A 19,585-nucleotide genomic window follows, 5' to 3' on the forward strand; every position below is an offset into this window, starting at 1 on the left:
TCTGCTGAGATATCATCACAAACTTCTAATGGCGTTGGCGCTACTAGTTGTGGTGTTGGCTCTACAATTAAATCTAACTCCACAATCGTTGCACAGTCTGTAGCTATTGTTGCACTTTCTACTCTTACATAAAGTGTCTGAACATCTTGTACAATGTTATTATAATTCACTGTAGTATCTATGGCATCTACACCATTATCTGCATTGGTCTCTGTTTCATGGTAAGTTATAGTTAACCCCAAAACTCCACCTGTAATTTCATTGTTAACACTTGTAAGGTTAAACAATCCAAAACCATCATTATCAGGATCACAGTAGCGTAATGCTTGCGGTGTAAATGCTATTGGTGCTTGCTCTACTATTAACTCTAAGGTCGTTGTATTATAACAACCTGTGTTTGTATCTTCTACACGTACAAAAATGATTTGACCGTTACTCGTATTAGTATATAAAGTAGGTAATGGGTTGGTCTCTGAATCTGCGTCTAATTGTGTTAAATAATAACTTACAGAATAGATAGGATTATTACCTGTAACCTCTGTGTTCTTGAGACTTAAATCGATCTCTGTTAAACCATCTGGAATACCATCATCACAAACTTCTAAAGCGCTTGGCACTATTAAGGCTGGTAATGGGTTTACTACTAAGTCAAAAGTTGTTGTTGTAAAACAACTTGTATTTAAATCATTTTCTGCACGAACATATATTGTCTGATTGTTACTATCATTTGTATATAAACTTGTTATAGCATCATCATTATTTTCGGCATCTAATTGAGACAAGTGATACGTGACCGTTATACCTGTTGCTCCATTAAGTATAATGGCAGTTTGATTTTCAAGATTAAATTGTGCTAAACCATCATTACTGACATCATCGCAAGTTTCAAGATTGTCTGGAATTGTGATCGTTGGATTATCAAACACTTCTAAGTTTAATGGCGCAATACTATAACAGTCAGTAGCATCCGAATCAACTCGAACATAAATAGTTTGGTTATAGGCCTCTGTATTTTCAAATGTAGTTGGATTTGTAATTGCAGGTGTTCCTGCTTCAGCATCAGTTTCAAGAATATAATAAGAGACTTGCACTGCTTCTGTGTTTCCTGCAATCACTTCAGATTCGGTTTGGGTTAAATCGAAAGTTCCAACACCTATATTATTAGCATCACATGATGACAAGTCTGATGGCATATTTGCTATAGGAGCATCAACAACCTGAAGAGAAAGTACGGTTTGCCTAACACAACCTAAATCGGTTTCAATACGTACATATATAATTTGATAGGCCGATGTACTACTGTAAGGCGATGTTAATGCGTCTGCTGGATCTCCATTTATAGATAAAGCTTGTGTTTCAAAATACGTTATTGTTGTATTAGGGTCTGGCGCATCTAAAATAATTTCACTTGCTGCATCTAAATTAAAATCTGCAGAATTAGAATTTACACCATCACTACATTCAACTAAAATTCCTCCAATTGTAGTATCGGGAAACGGATTAACCAAAATAGTTTCCGTCGTATTTAAATTAAGTACACAGTTAGGTAATAAAGCACTCGTTACAGAAATAATTTCAATATCAGTATCTGACGTTAAAGCAGGAAGTGAAAGGGTGAAACTACCTGTGGCATCTAAATTTAAAGTTTGGGACGCACCACTACCAATGGAGTATGTAATTGTTGCATTAGCATCACCAGAAAATTGTAATTCTCCAGCTTCTCCTTCGCAGACGGGTGAATTACTAATTATGGTTGGAGCCATGTTAGTAATAACTGTAACTGAAGCGGAATCTGTTAATGCCTGTGAACAAACCACTGTATTGGTCGCACTCAAAATCTGAGCATCTTCCAAATTAACTTCTGTATTTAACATTGGAGATTGAACAAGTGTAGCTATACCTGTGGCATCTAATAAAACCTCTTCCGTTGTTCCTCCGTTTATATTATAATGAATCACAGCATCTGGAGTTCCCGTGATTGTAAATGTTACCTCTTCTCCTAAGCAAATGTCAGTATTTGAAACCGCTATGGTGGCATCCGGAATAGGTGTAACTACCAAATTAAAATCAATTAAAGAATAGCAACCTGTTATCCCTGATTTTACTTTAGCATAAATTTGCTGAGGATTAGCAGTGTTAGCATAAATACCTGGCAACTCATTAACATCATCGGTTGCATCTGCTAAACTCTCATAAAAATCGATAACAACTCCTGGGTCTGGGTTAATACTCGATTTTATACTATTTAGATCAAAAACAGCAACATCTGGATTACTACTGCATTGTTTTACATCTTCAATGTCATTAGTTTCTGGAGGTGCAGGAAATGCACCAGAACCTTCATTAGCAGTACCTGTCCATTCCAATTGAAAACCACCATCTCCTGTAGGTCTATCAATAACAATAAAATACGATTCTCCTACTGTAACATTTAACCAATACACATAACTATTACCACTAGCGCCTGGCCCTGTTTGTGTTAATGTTGTACTCCCATTAATACCTGTATGATTATTTGATAAACCTGCTTGATTAGGATTGGTAGTTGCACAACGGATAGGACTACCTAAATCTGCACATGATCGATTGGGACCAAAAACCCAAAAATCATAATCGACCATAATATCTGGATCATCAGGAATTAAATCAAATCCTAAAGTTCCTGATTGTGCTATATTAACCTCTAGCCATATCGAATTATTTTCAAAACCACCACATCCAGAAACTTCCTGAGTATTTCCTATACCTGTAGCGTTAGACATAAATGTTTCATTACCACATACTACGATAGCATTTACACAATCATTTGGTTCTTGTGCTTGCACTTCAAAGAAAAGAACTATAGAAATTAATAAGAGTAAAATCTTCTTCATCTAATATTTTTTATCATCTATTTTATTCCTAATTAATTGTGTTATAACAAAATCCTAATTTTTTATTAAAATAGAAGTATTTGAGATTGCAACTATAACAATTTGTAAATAAAAACTCCTATTCTAAAAGCAATTACTTTTCTTTAATTAATTACAAAACAGTTATTCTTTAATAATAAGAAATTCTGAACGCCTATTCTGTGCATCATCATCTTCTGTACAATGAGATTTACAATCTATTTTTGGTTCTGTATCTCCCATCCCTTTTGCAGATAATCTTTGCTTATGTATTCCTTTAGAAATAAGATATTGCATTGTTGATTGTGCTCTTTTTTCTGATAATTTTAAATTATAAGCGGCCTTACCTTTTGAATCAGTATGTGATCTTACCAAAATTTTCATGTTAGGATGATCTTTCATAATTGAAACCAATTTATCTAATTCTAATGCTCCTTGGTTGGTAATATTACTTTTATTAAACTCAAAGTATATATTATGTAACTTCACTTCTGTCTCTGTAATCATCTCATTAATAGGTTGTAAAACAGCATTAACAGTTATAGTTTCTCCTTTAGATTCTTTAACAGGCACTGTTACTGTTTCATAACCTTCTTTTGAGACATTTATAATATAGTCATACTCACAACTTACATTAAAAGACGTCTTACCATTAATATCGGTTTCTTGTGTTGCAATACTATTGTTTTGACTATCGGAAATAGAAATATTTGCTTTAGAAATGATTAAATCGGTCTCTAAATCCTTAACCATTACGATTGTTTCAAACTGACAAATAGGTATTGCCATATAAATATTATCTACTCCAGATCTATTTGACGAAAAATAACCAACTTGAAAAGTGTTATTCACACTAAAAGCAAAATCGTCTCTTTTAGTGTTTATTACGTTTCCCAGGTTTTCGGGTGTTTCATTTTTATCAACATCAAATTTAAAAATATCAAGACCACCAAAACCTTGCCTTCCGCTTGAAGCAAAATATAGTATATTATCTTCACTTATATAAGGAAAGCCTTCCTTGCCTGGAGTATTTACCTTAGGGCCTAAGTTTACTGGTTCACCGTATGTGCTACCATTAACACTTATTTTCCAAATATCTGTGCCGCCTAAACCATTTGGCATATTAGACGCAAAATAAAGTGTTTTACCATCACTGCTAATGCTTGGATGGCTTACGGTATAATCTTTACTATTTATTGGTAAAGCTTCAATATGTCCCCATTTACCTTCTACCATAGTCGCTTTATAAATGCCTTGTTGGGCTAATTTGACTCCTTTGTTTTTTATTTTTTTGAACGATCCTTCCGTATGGCCGTCTCTAGAAAAATACATTGTTTTCCCATCTGTGGTAATGGATATAGGTCCATCGTGGTAAATAGTGTTCAGTTCTTCTAATGGTTCTGGTTCAGATAAGACTCCGTCATCATTTCTCACTGATTTATAAATATCTAAATAAGGTTGATTTGTCCAGGCATCTTCTTTTCCAAACGATTTTCTTGTACTTACAAAATACAAAATATTATCATTAGAGAGAACAGCACCAAAATCACTTTGCTCATCATCATTAATATCAACATCTTTAATGGTAAACGTTTTAGAGATATCAGACAATTTTGGAATATAATTAGGGTTTTCTAAATGAGCTTTTGCACGTACATCTTCAGGTTTTATTTTAGAAAACAGATCCATTTGCTTGTTAGCAGCCTCATAATTACCTTGCGATTTTAATACTTGCGCATAACGAAAATGGGTTTCTGCATTTTGATTATTTTCTAATGCTTTTTTGTACCATTTTGAAGCTTCTTCAATATTAAATACATGATAATAACTATCTGCTAATTGCTTATATACATAAGTATCTGCCTTGTTATCTTTAACAAGTTTTAGATAGGCTTCAATAGCATCTACATATTGATAACCTTCATAAAGCTTATCTGCTTTTTCTGACTGTTTATTTTGTCCGAAGCCTGAAGTTATAATTAAAAACAAGCTTAAAAGACTATATATTTTTTTCATTTTAAAATGTTTTAGATGTTAGAAGAATCTAGGTGAGATTGATACTTTTTTAGAGAAATTTAAATCGAATAACAACATAATTTCATGTGAGCCAGATGATTTTATATTTAGGTCTGATGTTGTATAATCATAAGCATACCCTATTCTAATATCTGGAGTTACTGCAAAATTAGCCATAGCACCTACAGAATCGTCTAAACGGTAAGTAGCTCCTACTTCAAATTTATCATAGAATAAAAAGTTAGCAGACAGATCCAAAGAGGTTGGGGCTTCAAATGCTGATTTTAATAAAAATGAAGGCTTGAATTTTGTGTTAGTTGCTATGTCAAACACATAACCCGCAGAAAGAAAATAATGTAAAACCTCAGAGCCATAACTAAACTCTTGTCCATTATTTGTAACATCTAAATATGTACTTTTTAACATATTTGGCACCGACAAAGACACATAATATTTATCTGTATAATAAAATGCACCAGCTCCAATATTTAAATACGTATTGTTTGTATTTTCGCTAAAAGCCTCATCTCCTGCATCTGGCACATAACCATTTCCAATATCACTAAACAAACCTATGTTATGAAATGTTGCTCCTGCTTTTAATCCAAATGCTAAACGATGTTCTCCTCCCAAATTTAAAGTATATGAAAAATCGGCAAAAACATTATTTTCTTCTACAGGTCCAATTTTATCTGAAATAACAGACAATCCTAAACCTACATTATTACCAATAGGACTATGTACTGAAAGTGTAGCTGTTTTTGGCGCATCATTAATACCAACCCATTGTGATCTGTATAATAATCCGATAGATAAAGCTTCATTAGAGCCTGCATAAGCCGGATTTACAACATTCATATTATACATGTATTGTGTATACTGAGGGTCTTGTTGCGCATTAGCACTTATAAAAAATATAAGTGTAAAAGCTAGTGTAAAATATATTTTTTTCATCTGTATATAATATTGCTTTATTGTCTTTTATAATTATTGTGCTCTGTTGATATACACCCAACCTGTTACTGAACTTCCATCGTCTTTTTGAAGGCTATAGAAGTAGGTACCATCTGGTAATGCTTTACCATCATTAGTTTGTCCATGCCATTGGTTGGTATAATTACCATTATACTTATACACTTCTGTACCATAACGATTAAAAATCAATAGAGAATTAACACCATAACCTGTGAGATCAAATGTATCATTCTTATTATTTCCATCTGGAGAAATACCTTGAGGAATACTTCCACAAGACAAACGTTCGGTTGTGTAAGTTGTAGTTGTTGAGCAACCACCAAAATCTACCGTTACAGAGAATTGTAGTGGTACAATTACATTAGGATTTTGATTCGCATAATCTGTAACATTAAATACTTCTGAATTATCTCCTACAATATTTCCGCTTGCATCCTTCCATGTGTAATTTGCTTCGGTAGTATCAAAAGAATCGTCAATAGGAAGTGCCGTTAATGTATAATTAGAACCATCGCATTCACCTTCAACAACAACGTCTATAGTATCTAATATCGTAATATTAAACGTCGCTACACTCCCTTCTGCACAATTAGAAATGTCTTCTAAAATTTCATAAGTAACGTCATAATTACCTAAAGTACTTAAAGCCACATTAATTTCACCTGTTGTCGCGTTTATAGATAAACCACTTTCGGCACTAAACGTTCCTCCTGTTGTAAACCCTGTCGTAAACTCTGGAAGAATAGTATTTGTATCTGCACAATAAATATCTTCAGCATAACTAAATTCTGTTATTGGACTCGTACTTGCCGTAATGAGAATAGTTGAAATAGAAGAACCTGCATCAGAACATGCTGTCGCATTTGCTTCAACTGTATAAGTAACTTCGTGGCTACCTGAAGTTGCTGAAGCCATATCAATAGCTCCTGTAGTTGCATTAACCGTTAATGTTGAAGAACTAAATGTACCTCCTTGTGTAAAATTAGGAGTTAATGTTGGTATAATAGTCTCTGATGATAATACACAATAGGCCTCAGTTCCATAATTAAAAACAGTAACAGGAATAGATGCCGCTGTAAACTCAATTGTAGCCACATATGATCCTGACAACGTACACGTTTCTTCATCTCCATCGTACGTATAAATGATATCATGTTGTCCTACTGATGCTGAAGCCATATCAATAATACCTGTTGTAGTATCTACCGTTAATGTGGTTGATGAAAATGTACCTCCTGTTTCAAAATTAGTATTTAATGTTGGTATAGGATTTTCAGTAGCGACCACACAAGTGTCATCATATGTAAATGTTAACTCTGGAGTAAAAGACTCGCTAACGACTACTTGAATCTCTGTACGAGGGCCTTCACAGCCTTCTGTATCTACAAAAGCCACATAATAAGAGGTTGTATTTACTACTGAAGTATCTGGTGTTGGTGCCGTTGTGGTACCAGTACCTCCAACAGCTTGTGTAAACCACATTAAATTGTAGGTATCTGAAGTTGAAGCCGTGAGTTGCTCTGCAGTACTATTTAAACAATATTCAACAAGACTTTGGGTTTCTGGTATATCTGCAATACCGTTGTATGTAATTTCTAGATCATATGTACAATATGAAGTTTGCCACGTAAAGGTGTAAACACCAGGTTGTACAAAATTTGTAATTGTTGTAGAACTGCTATTGGCATCGGTAATTGAAACCGTTCCAGGATTAGAATCACTAGACACCCAAGTTCCCGTTCCATTAGCTTCAACATTTGCAATGTTATCATCACAATCTACTGTAAATGGAGCTGTGATAATCTCATTATTAGCTACAAAATTGATCGCATCTAAAACATTACCTAAATCATCACCATCATGAGCTCTAAAGATAAATCTTGTTATATCTTGCCCTGCAGGCACACTGTATTCGCCAGAAACGAGCGTCCATGCTTGTACTGTTCCTAAATGCTCATCAATCATTGTATAAGGCCCTCCAACAGGACCTGCAAATAACTGAACAATATTATTATCAGATCTTGCAAGGTGTGCAAAACTATAATCGTACAATGTGATTTCTGAAGTATCAAAATCTCTGTAATAGCCTTTAATATCTGGATCGTTAGGATCTATTGTTGTTCCTTGATCTGATAATAATTGAACACACTGGCCACCTTCATAAGGCTCAAAACCTGGTGCATTAAGAGATTCCCAATAAAAAATCTCAGTAGTTGAATCTAAATTTGAACGCCAACCAGGCAATGTGTTTACAGAAATAATAGTATTAAGACCACTTAAACCTTCTAAGTTAGGCTCTTCAAAATTACCATTGACCGTATTAATAGAACACAGGTCTTCTGGTGTCTTAATACATACATTAAATAAATATTCTGTGCTGGTTGTGCTATTTAATGTTAATCTGACTTTATAATTCTGACCTACAATTAATTCTGAAGTGTACATTGCAACGATAAGATTATCGTAACTACATATTACTTCTTCAAGGTTACCTCCACCATTATCTTTATATAATGTCATTATAATTCCTGGATATGCTGGATCGCCAAAATCATCTTGTAAACTTCCACTAAAATTATTTACTTCTATAATATGAACTAAGGATTCTGCTGTAAAGTCAAACCAAATATCACCTCCATTTACTCCTTCACAAGTCATTTCATCTACTGATGCAGAAGCATTTATAAAAGACACTGTAGTTCCTGATGCGCTACAAACCTCGTTATCATTTATTGGTAAGGTTATAGCATTTGAAACATCATCATTTCTAACAAACTCAAAAGGTCCCGACCAATAGCTTTCTTCATCAGATCCACATACAGCTCTTACAAAATATTCATATGTAACAGCGCTTAAATCATTAAAATCTGCATCTGTTGGTGTGTAAGAGTTTGTAGAAACTATAGTTCCCGATTGTGGAAGTGTTCCATTCTCAAATGGTTGTATAGCAACTTCCCATGCTGTTTCGCCACCTCCAGGTGTCCATGACAACTCAGACAAGTTATTAACCGTTAAGTCTGTTGGTTGCGGACAAGCAACAGTACCACAAAGCGCGCTTCCTGTATAAACTGTTGTTCTTGGTAATAATCCTAATGGACTTGTATAAATGGTTTCACCTTGATTATTTTGAATCTCAAATTGGTAATTAGCATATTGTGGAATAGACCAACCAATAGTATCGAAAAACAGAGAAAATTCAACTCCAGAACACAAAAAGACACTGTACGATTCTTCTTCTTGACCTGTAAAAGGTAGCGATTGTACAACTTGATTATTCTGAGTAATATCTAATGTTGAAGATGTACTATAATCACTAGTTAGTATAAATGTGTATTGACATAAGTTTTCGAAACTACATTTTGTTATTACTTCATACGGTCCTACCCACTCACTTCCTTCATCACAAACAGCTCTAACATAAATATCATACATTGTTGAACTATCTAAACCAGTAACTGTAAACGGATTTGTTGATGCATTAAATAAATACTCAGGATCTGTATCTCCAACAGGAGCCGCTGTACCTGATGGTTGTACTGAAATCTCCCATGCGGTTTCTGCGACATTTGCATCCCATGATACTTGCACTTGAGTATCTGTTATATTATTTAATATAATATTTGTTGGCTCTGGACAATCTGGAATATCTTCAATATTAACATTATCAATTACCAAAGTTTGTCCTCTATATGGCTCTGTGCTGGCAAAGAAAGGTACATGAAAAGCAATATTAATATCTCCTGTTATACCTGCAGGTAGATTGATAATTTTTACTTTAAATTCTTCGTTATTAATAAGCACTGGATCATCATCAGAATCATATAATACTGTTGTAAATTGCTCTAAACTGGTTCCGTTAGTAGAAAGTAATACTTCTAAATCTTCAGTAAAGAAACTATCATAAACTCTATAATAGTATCGTAAACGCTGATTCTCTGTAATAGTAATTGTTGGTGAAATTAACCAATCCTCGTTAAGGCCATTAGTTCCCGTAAACATAGCAGCTGCTTGATCTCCTTCATAAACTAAAGACGCACTATTTAACTCCCATGTTTCACCATCTTCATTATTATTAACAACAATCCAACAATCTTCAGATTCAGAATCTGTATTAAAGGTTTCAACAAATGGAGATGTAAATGCACTACAACTTGTTCTAAAAGTTACTGGACCGACCCATTCACTATTACCATCTTCACAATTGGCTTGTACATAAAATTCATATTCTGTATTTGGTAAAAGGCCTGAGGCGATATAGCCATTACTAGATTCTAAAACTCCAGAAGAAGGTATTCCTGAGCCAGCAAGTTGCACTGCTACATTCCAATCTGTTTCTTGGTATCCTGCTGTCCATGATAAATCTGCAAAATTTGTAAAAACATTATTAACAACTAAATCTGTAGGATTAGGACATGCAGAAATATCTGTAATACTAACATCTTCAATACTTAAAACAGACCAAGCACCTGTAAATTCTGGTGGCACTCTAAAAGCAATATAAATAGTTCCGGTAGCTTCAATAATTATTGATTTTTCTTCATAACTAGGGTTTGTAAAGACCTCTAAAGGAGAGATTACAGAAAAACTACCTGGATTTGTATTTGTAGTAGACATTAAAACTTCCAAACCAAAGCGTGGAAATGCCGAAAAGAAAGAAAAATCAGATCTGTATTTATACTTTAATTCCTTAACTCCATCTATATTAATTGCTGGAGAGATTAAATAATCGTTAAAATCAGAAGGTGGTGAAAATGCTGATGTTTGTAATAGTGCATGACTTTCATCTATCATCCAAGTAGCTCCATCATTATTAGCATCATTTATTTCCCAACAAAACTTTTGAGTATCAGGATCTTCATCATTAAAACTTTCATAAAACGGCGAATCATAAGATTCACATAAGGTTGTAAATGTGACTGGACCAACCCATTGACTTTGATCTTCTGAAGAACAATAAGCTCTCACATAAAATTCATATCTATTTCCAGGTGATAAATCTGTTGCTATATATGGAAGGTTATCTGAAACTAAAATACCATCTCCAGTAGGTATTCCTGATCCTTCATCTTGTATTGCCAATTGCCATTGTGTTTCAGAATCTCCTTCGGACCATAATAACCATGCAGAATTAGTTGTTATCTGACTTCCTAAAACATAAGGATTTAAGGGATCTGGACAAGTTGGTTTTTCTTCAATATACACATCATCAATAGACACTCTTAATGCTGATTCAGTGGTGTTTGGCTCAACAATCCAAGCAATATTTACTTCACCTATTATATCTTCAGGTAAATCAACAATTATTTCTTGAAAGCTTGAATTGGTAATTGTTGTTGGTGGCAAAACCACTGTTGAAAAATCATCTAAACCAACACCTGTTGTTGACAATTTTACAGTATATGTTGAACCTCCTTGGGTAGAACGGTGTTTATAACGAATACGTTTTGGTGTACCATCAAAAATCACACGAGGTGACACATAAAAATCGTGATTTTCATATCTCGAGCTTTCAGTTTGTACCGTAGCCCATCCTCCAATAAAACTCCAAGCAATTCCATCTCCATTGGCATCAATAGTTGTCCAACATGGTTCTGGGTTTTCGTTTGTTGCAGTATCAAAATTGGTAAAATAGGGTACACTAAATGAAGTACATTGTGTTGTAAAAGTCATTGGATCACTCCAAATACCTGGAGTACCATCACAAATAGATCTTACATATAAATCATAAGTTGTAGCAGATACAAGACCAGTATTAACAAGGTTATCAATATTGGTAGATGTTGATATTCCAGAACCCGTTGGCTCTCCTGTACCTGATGGTACTACTGCGTACTCCCATGTATCTGCAAAACCCCCAATATTGTCCCAAGAGAAACTAACACTATCCTCGGTTAAATTATTATACAACAAATCACTTGGTGGCGCACAATTTGGTGCTGTAATTTCTAAAGAAAAACAAACTCCTGCAGTTGGAGTTGAGAATTCGGTTGAGACAACAATGATATATGTTTCTCCTGCTTGAACTAATAAGTTAGATATTGATTTAGGGTCATAAGAATTTATTGTTATTGTCCCACCAATACAGTTAACACCTACATCTTCACAACTTTCATAAACAAATAATGAACTTCTAGAGTTCCAACAGTTATTATCTCCACCGCCTGGCTCAACAGCTGTTGTTTGTGTTAATGTTACTAAACCATCTTCAGTTGGTGTATAACTTAAAAATATTTTATTTCCATTTAGGTAATTAGTGGTTGATGTTCCTAAAACACAGTTAGTCCCTTGAGTTGTATAAGAAATATCTGGGTTTATCCATTGATCTAAATTATCGACTAAAACATAAGGAGTTGAAGAAATATCTGGAACTATAATTGGTGCGTCACAAGACAAACCAAATTTTAAAGTACTAAAGGTGTACGGCCCCGTAAAAGCACTTTGTGTGTCATTATCACAAATAGCAGAAATATAAATATCAAAATCTGTGTCTTCATCTAAGTTAGTTAAAGTATACGACGTTCCTGAGACTGGTATTCCGCTATCAGCAGGAACACCATCTGCAGGTAAAATTTGAATTTCAAAATTAGTGGCTGTTGGGTGTGTCCATGATACTTCTGCACCATCAACGGTAATGGCGTCTATTGTTACAGTATCGTCTTCAACTTCTGAACAACCTTCTAATATAGACACATTATCTACAAACCACTCATCTCCAGTTGGCGTCGCTCCGTTTTGTGTATTTATGGCTACAAATGCTATATAAATATTTAAACCCGCAGGAATAGACGTTGGTATTTCAATGACCTTTTTTTCATAGTTGGTTTGCGCACCTATATTTAAGTTTGCTTCTGTATAAGATTGAATAGTTATATTAAAGCCATTAACATCTGGTTGTGCTGCTGTAGAAAGTCTTATTTCGTATTGAGCTCCATTATCTGCTTCATTAGACTGCTTTGTATAAAACTGAATTTCTCCATTTTCTGGAACTGCAATTTGAGGTGTTACTAAAAAATATTGTGCTGTATTTTGATCACCAATATTATCTGCACTTGGATTTATTGAAGTTCCATTTGTTCCTAAATAACCATCAGTAGTCGTTGACCAACCTAATGTTCCTACTCCATTATCAATTAGCGTCCAAGTGCCAGGAATACCACTATCAAAAGTTTCATTTAATTGTGCATTACCTTTTACTGAAATCAATAAAAAGACTAATAAAGTAATAACATAAAAGCTTCGGTTTTTACACATCATAATTGACGAAAAGCAGAATGTATTTGCTGCCACATTTTGTAATTTGTTTCTCATGTTAAATCAATTTCAGAATTATTAACTTATTGCTAAATATATATATTATCATACATAATATTTAGGCTAAGTCTTTACTATTTCCCGAAATTTAAAAGTAAAAACAAACACTTAAAAAACTAAAAACAAGCTAGTTAAGCTTAAAATGATGTGTTATTTTATTTTTATAGAAGGTTTTAAGCTTTGGAAGCTTTCTATCTTTTTTTGTAGTGATTTTATCGTCTTTTTATTCTTTATTTGAAGAATACATACACTAATAATGAAGACTAATACGATTAAAATAATCAAATAAAATCTATTCTTGAATTTGGATTGAACAAGTTCTAAATCGTTATTTAAATTTTTAGAATTTTCCTTAATTGAAACACTTACCGAGTTACGTTCAGATTTTTTAATGTCTAGTTGTGTTTTTAAAAAAAGATCGTAATATTTTTGATAATCATCCCATTGATCTAAGGCTAAATAATTTTCAAAAAGGCCTTTATATATTCCTAGATTTAGAACTAAATCTCCAACATTTTTTGATTTATCCAAAGCTGATTGTAATATCGAAATCGCTTTATTGTATTTGCCTTCTAGAGTGTATACTTCTGCCATACCTTTTTCTGCAAATGAAACCAAGCTACTGGCGTTTTCAATATTGGCAAATTCTATAGACTTATTAAAACTCTGTATTGCATTGTCATATTCTGAAAGTAATATTTGACAATTTCCTTTATTATAATGTCCTATACTTCTATTATGATTGTAATTCCCTAATCTTTCGTATTCTTTTAATCCTTTATCAAAAAACTCTATAGCAATATCACAATTTAGATTGTCTTTGTATACAAAGCCTTTAACTAAGTAACTCGATGCTAAGACACCTCCAACGCTATCTCTTTCAGAATGATTTAAACATCTTTTTTCGACGTCTTCCATATATTCTATGGCCTTATCATAAATTTTTAGCTGTTGGTATAAAATCCCTGTTCTAAATAAAATCTCAATCTGTAATTTTTTATTATCTATTTGACGAGAAAACTCATTAGCTATAATAATATAATCTAAAGCCCTTTTATAATCTCTTTTTGAAGCATAAGCCGTAGAAACAACCATTAAGGCATTAGTTCTCGTTTTTTTAGAATGAGATACATTATCATAAACTGCTAAAGCTGATGAAATTGCTTTGTTTGGATCCTTAAAAACCGCTTTTGTCGCCTCTTTTACTAAACTGTCTCCTTGTTTATTGTTTGGTAACTGGATTGCAGCAAGTGAGAGTGTATTAAAAATTAACACACTAAAAAGAAGGTAATATTTAAGCTTTAAACTCATTTAGTGTCCTCGTTTTTCATAATTTCTTCCCTTTCTTTTACTAATAATTTAATAAATGTAGCAGGTGACATGCCTACAATTCCTTTAAATACTATCGTAAAATTACTATGTGAAGAAAAACCGCTCTCATCAGCTAAAAAACTGATTTTATAATTTATATAATTGGTATCGTTTTTTAATTTTTCAATAATATAATTAACCCTAAGTTTGTTTATAAAGGTGTTAAAGTTATCGTTATAGTTTTTATTTATAATCTCTGAGAGGTATTTGGTATTTGTTTCAAACTGTCCTGCCAAAAGGGCAAGCGACATGTCTTTATTTAAAAATTTTAAAGATTTTTCAAAGCGCTTAAGTTTTAATATAATATTTTGTTCGGTTTCTTCAGGTATAACCAAACGTTTTGAAGTTTGCTTCTTTGCCGATATTGTTGGTTTTACTTTTGTAAAAATATTTCGACTTACCTCTAAATAATTAATAATTTCTCTGTTGCGTTTTTTTCTACTTTCACTTTTTAAAAGAATTAAAACACCTACAATTATTATAAATAGAGCTATCGCAATTGAAAGATATAGATACTTAGTATATTTTTGATTATAACTTTCTAATTGACTTTCTTCTTGACTGCTAATAATATTATAATAGGTATTAACAGCCCCTTGTTCTATTTCTTCAACTGAGTTATTTAAAAATAAAAACTTTTCGTAATAGACCTTATGTTCATTTTTTTGATTAGACGCTAAATAACTGATTGCCAAATCCCTATTAATTTCTTTCAGTAAAAAGGGATTATCTAAAACCTCGGCAATTTGCAATGCAATAAACAGTGTTTCTTTACTCTTTTTAAATTCTTTGTTTTTTAGAAATAAGAGTCCTGATTCTTTATAAATTAATGCTTTTTCATATAGGTTAATCTTATTAGAAGCATTTAATAATTCAAATGTTTTGTCTATATGTACAAATGCAGAATCATATTTAGTTAAACTATTATAAGCTTTTGCATAAACGAAATGATATGCTCTTTTTTCATCTACATTTTCATTTAAAAAATTTTTAAATTGAAGTTCGGTCTCTTTTAATTTAATAATTGCTTCATTTACACTAAGCCTATCCAAAAGCATATTTATGTGTTCTAAAAAATTATGATATTCATATAACTTTTTTTCAGATGAAACCTTAGAAACCAATACACTTGCCTTATTAAGATACTCTATAGATTGTGTGTCTAAATATAGTTTTCGTAGCAATGTAGATTTTAGAATATTATTTTCTATTCGTGTTTTTATGGCTACTTTTTCTAATTGATTTTGATCATCAAAGGCATAAATAATTGCTTTTTTATAATCACCTTTAGTCATATAGCTTTTTGCCAATAACATATTAGCTATTGCAAATTCTTGAGGTTCATGACTAATATTTAAGAGGTGGTCTGCTATTTTTATAGCTTCAGTTGGGTTAGAATACACAAGTTCTTTTGCCTTTAAAACAAGAGCATCTTCTTGTGAGTACACGCTTGTTAAAAACAAAAAACTTATAGCCGTAAAAAACAAAGCCTTTCTTAACAGAAGCTTCTTAAAATAGTGTGTTGTTTTTATATTTCTCAAATATATTATCATATAACGACTACAGTGCAAACATAGTTTTCAAACCAATAATATATTATAAAAATAAAAAGTAAATGCATTATTATTTCAAATAATATTACTCAGTAGGATTATAATATAACTATAAAAGTATTAAACTATGGTTATTCTACGTAACAATATAACTATAGAATTTTTATTTATATAAAAACATTAGTTTAAAACATAAAAAAGCAGCTGTGTAAGCTGCTTTTTCTTGAAAAAAATCACACTTTAAAAAAGTGCTAAATAAATACCTAAAAGTTTAGTTAAGGGTTTAAAGGTATTTAAAGCATGGACAGTCATTAAGGGTATTGCCCATGCATATTAATTTGCTATTAGTCAAATTAAAGTTATTACTGTTTATTTTTTTACAATTTTAATCGTGTTTTGAGAACCATTAGCTGTTACTGTGACAAAATACACGCCTTCATTCAATTCGCTCATATTAATTGTTGTTTCCATGCTATTTGGAGTAACCATTTGTACTTTTTGGCCAACAATATTGAAAATACTAACATTTGAAATTGTGTTTTTAGCATTAATAGTAAGTGTATTTACAACAGGATTTGGATAGTATTTAAATTCTTCAAAACTATTTGATTTTACACTTAAAGATGCATCTGGATAAACGGATAAGTCAAAAGATTCAACAGTATTGTTATCAAAACTAAAAATTGAAATTAAATAAGTGTTTCCTGAGACTAAATCTGCTGAATTTTCGCCTGAATTAAAACAATATGTACCAGTAACAAAATTATCTGTTGTTAAAGAGCAATCATCAGTATTGTATATTGTGTAATTAGGGTAACCTACAGTATTTACAAAATTAAAGTGATACGTACCTGTGTAACTAGGTGTAAAGCTATACCAAATTGTTTTAGCACTTGGAGCACAAGACTCAGGTGATGAGTAAGCGTTAGCAAAATCACCAGAAATCATATTATTACCTGTTTCATCTGTAGATTCTAATAGAACTGTTGGTGTAGAACAACTATCATTTTCAACAGGTGGTGGTAATTTAAATACGCATAAGTCAAAATCAATACCAGGACCATCATCACCAGATCTAACCATTACATAATAACTTTCTCCACTGGTAGCTGAAAGCACAGTAGGTTCTGTATTATAACAACCAGTACTTTCTTCAACTAGAGCACCACAAGTCCCTGAATAAATAGAGTAATATGCACTTGGTTCAAAATCGGTTCTTTCAAAAGTAAACTTATAAAGCCCTGTTTCTGCTGCAGTAAACACATACCATACGTCTTTGTAAAAAGCTGTAAAATCTGAGTTACAGGTATTATCTTCCGAGATTGTTGCACCTACAGTTGTTCCTGATATTATGTTATCACAACTTTCATCTGTAGAAGCGGTTAACACAATAGCATTAGAACACTCGTCGTTTGCAGGTGGTACTGGTGCTTCTTTTAAACAAATGTCATAGTTTTGAGCATAGTCACCTACATTATTTGAGTTGTTTCTAATATAGTAAGTATCTCCTATTGTTAAATTATTTAATGTAACATAGTTTGACATAAAACATCCTAAACTTGTAAAAGAACCACAACTACCTTCTAGTAATTCTGTAGATTGAAATATACCTCCATCACCAATTGCTGAAACAATATTCGAATATTCTAAAATCAAAGTTTCACTAGTTGCAACAAAGCTAAACCAAACATCATTGGTATTTGTAAACTCACAATTAATTGGATTATTAGTAGCTTCTGAAGCTCCTGCGTTAGTAGCGCTTGTAAAAATAGTACATGTACCATCTGTATTAATAGTTAATACTGTACTATCTGTACAATCGTCATTTACAGGAGGACAATAAAAGAAAGTAGAATCTGAGAAAGAACAGTTGTCATCATCATTATTAGTTAATGTAAATTCCACTGTAGATCCTGAAGCATAAGGTCCAACATTTACAATTCCTGTTGAACTAATATTAGTGTTTGCATACCCAAAGTTATCTGTTAAAGTTAAACCTGAAGCATCACCTAAATAATTAACATCAACATCTACCGAAAACTCGCCTGAATCGCATTCGGCAACAGGAGTTACAGTAAATTCTGGATTAATACAATCGTTCTGAGTAATAATCATAGTATAAGAAAATGTACCATCCATACTAGCACGACTCAACACAATAAAATAAGAATGTCCTGCATTTAAAACCACTTCAGTTAATTCCATTGTATAAGGTGGTGTTGCCGAGTAATTATCGCCTAACATAGCAACACATTCTGTAGCTACATCTGGACAATCTTCCATAACATGAATAGCTGCAGCATATTCAGAAACATTTGCAAGACTAATATTAATAGACATATCTGTAGCTGGTGTTATTTCATAAAACACATCATTACCTGTCATAAAAGCCTCTGGGTAATTACCACAAGGTCCAACGTTAATGTTATTTTCGTAATTAGCTGTATCGTCACTTTCTATAATATATGGAAGTGTAGCAATTTCTATTGGACTAGAACATGTAGCTCCTGGTAATGGTGTTAAGCGTGTTGTAAAACTTTCTTCTGTACAGCCTGTTGCAGATCCCACACCATTAAATGGTACAATAGTAACAAAATATTCAGTTTCGTAATCTAAACCTAGACCATCTAATGAGTAGCTCGTAGTTGCTGTAGTAGCAGCATTTACTATATCTGTTCCTCCTGAGCTAGATCCCACATAAACCGTATATCCTGTTGGAATACCTGTAGCTGCTTGCCAATTTAGTATTGTATTTAAATCTGCGGTTGTAGACCCATTTACAGGGTTTAATAAAACAGCATCACAATTTGGTACTGAAGTTGCTACTTGTGTAATTGAAATATCATCAATAGAAATAATTAATTGCGCTGCTGAAACATTAGTAACTGTAGTAACAAATCGCGCTTGAAAATCACTTCCTGCAGCAAGAGGTCCAAGGTTAACAGCTGGCATGGCAACACAACTATCTACTCCTATATATGTAAAATTAGAATCATCTACAGTATAAGCTGTTACCCAACTAACACCTCCATCTAATGAATATTCTAACACTACTGTTCCCCATCCTTCTGCAGGTGCAATATGTGAAATGGGTGGCCAAAAACTAACTTGTTGATATGCATTAATAGAAAAGCTGACTGTTAAATCTGTATCATTAGTTATTCCAGAATAATTTGGAGAAGTAATAGAGCCAGACCCAGCAAATTCAAAGTTAGCTCCTGTTCCTTTCCCTCCTTCTTCACAAGTATACCATGTTTCTACTAAAAAATTTTCAGACGCTGTCCAACCTTCAGGTAAACCGAAATCTGGAGCATTATCAAAGTTTTCAACAATCTCTACTTGAGCGAATGCTGTAATGCTAAGTAGCATTATTAAATAAAAAGTAATTTTTCTCATTGGATTTTTGTTTTAGTTATATCGTTTTGTGGTTAGTCTTATAATGCTCTAATATAGATAGAGAACTACGTT

The 19,585-nt window shown here is 32.7% G+C and carries 6 protein-coding genes and 1 pseudogene; all 7 read right to left on the minus strand.

Going from position 1 to position 19,585, the window contains the following annotated elements; translation table 11 throughout:
- Positions 1 to 2,873: pseudogene (locus tag VDP25_RS16520) on the minus strand (hypothetical protein); the annotation flags it as partial.
- A gap of 162 nt (positions 2,874 to 3,035) precedes the next feature.
- Positions 3,036 to 4,907: an OmpA family protein gene (locus tag VDP25_RS16525; RefSeq protein WP_334471609.1), complete on the minus strand. Its 1,872-nt coding sequence runs from the start codon at positions 4,905 to 4,907 to the stop codon at positions 3,036 to 3,038.
- Positions 4,908 to 4,925: 18 nt separating this feature from the next.
- Positions 4,926 to 5,861, minus strand: coding sequence for a PorP/SprF family type IX secretion system membrane protein (locus VDP25_RS16530; protein WP_334471610.1), 936 nt, complete (start codon positions 5,859 to 5,861; stop codon positions 4,926 to 4,928).
- A gap of 33 nt (positions 5,862 to 5,894) precedes the next feature.
- Positions 5,895 to 13,190, minus strand: a complete 7,296-nt coding sequence (locus VDP25_RS16535) for a choice-of-anchor J domain-containing protein (RefSeq protein ID WP_334471611.1) — start codon at positions 13,188 to 13,190, stop codon at positions 5,895 to 5,897.
- Between the two features lie 153 nt (positions 13,191 to 13,343).
- The gene (locus VDP25_RS16540) at positions 13,344 to 14,504 is read right to left on the minus strand and encodes a tetratricopeptide repeat protein (protein ID WP_334471612.1); all 1,161 of its coding nucleotides are present in this window, start codon (positions 14,502 to 14,504) and stop codon (positions 13,344 to 13,346) included.
- Complete coding sequence (locus VDP25_RS16545; RefSeq protein WP_334471613.1) at positions 14,501 to 16,012, minus strand: helix-turn-helix domain-containing protein; 1,512 nt, start codon at positions 16,010 to 16,012, stop codon at positions 14,501 to 14,503. Before VDP25_RS16545 ends, VDP25_RS16540 begins: the two co-directional genes overlap by 4 nt.
- A gap of 474 nt (positions 16,013 to 16,486) precedes the next feature.
- Positions 16,487 to 19,513, minus strand: coding sequence for a T9SS type A sorting domain-containing protein (locus VDP25_RS16550; protein ID WP_334471614.1), 3,027 nt, complete (start codon positions 19,511 to 19,513; stop codon positions 16,487 to 16,489).
- Positions 19,514 to 19,585: the final 72 nt, after the last annotated feature.

The organism is Winogradskyella sp. ECml5-4 (assembly GCF_036903175.1).
Taxonomy (GTDB): Bacteria; Bacteroidota; Bacteroidia; order Flavobacteriales; family Flavobacteriaceae; genus Winogradskyella; species Winogradskyella damuponensis.

What these genes read in the sequence shown, in the direction of transcription:
- VDP25_RS16525 (WP_334471609.1), bottom strand. Translation starts at nt 4,907, where the DNA reads ATGAAAAAAATATATAGTCTTTTAAGCTTGTTTTTAATTATAACTTCA.
- VDP25_RS16530 (WP_334471610.1), bottom strand. Translation starts at nt 5,861, where the DNA reads ATGAAAAAAATATATTTTACACTAGCTTTTACACTTATATTTTTTATA.
- VDP25_RS16535 (WP_334471611.1), bottom strand. Translation starts at nt 13,190, where the DNA reads ATGAGAAACAAATTACAAAATGTGGCAGCAAATACATTCTGCTTTTCG.
- VDP25_RS16540 (WP_334471612.1), bottom strand. Translation starts at nt 14,504, where the DNA reads ATGAGTTTAAAGCTTAAATATTACCTTCTTTTTAGTGTGTTAATTTTT.
- VDP25_RS16550 (WP_334471614.1), bottom strand. Translation starts at nt 19,513, where the DNA reads ATGAGAAAAATTACTTTTTATTTAATAATGCTACTTAGCATTACAGCA.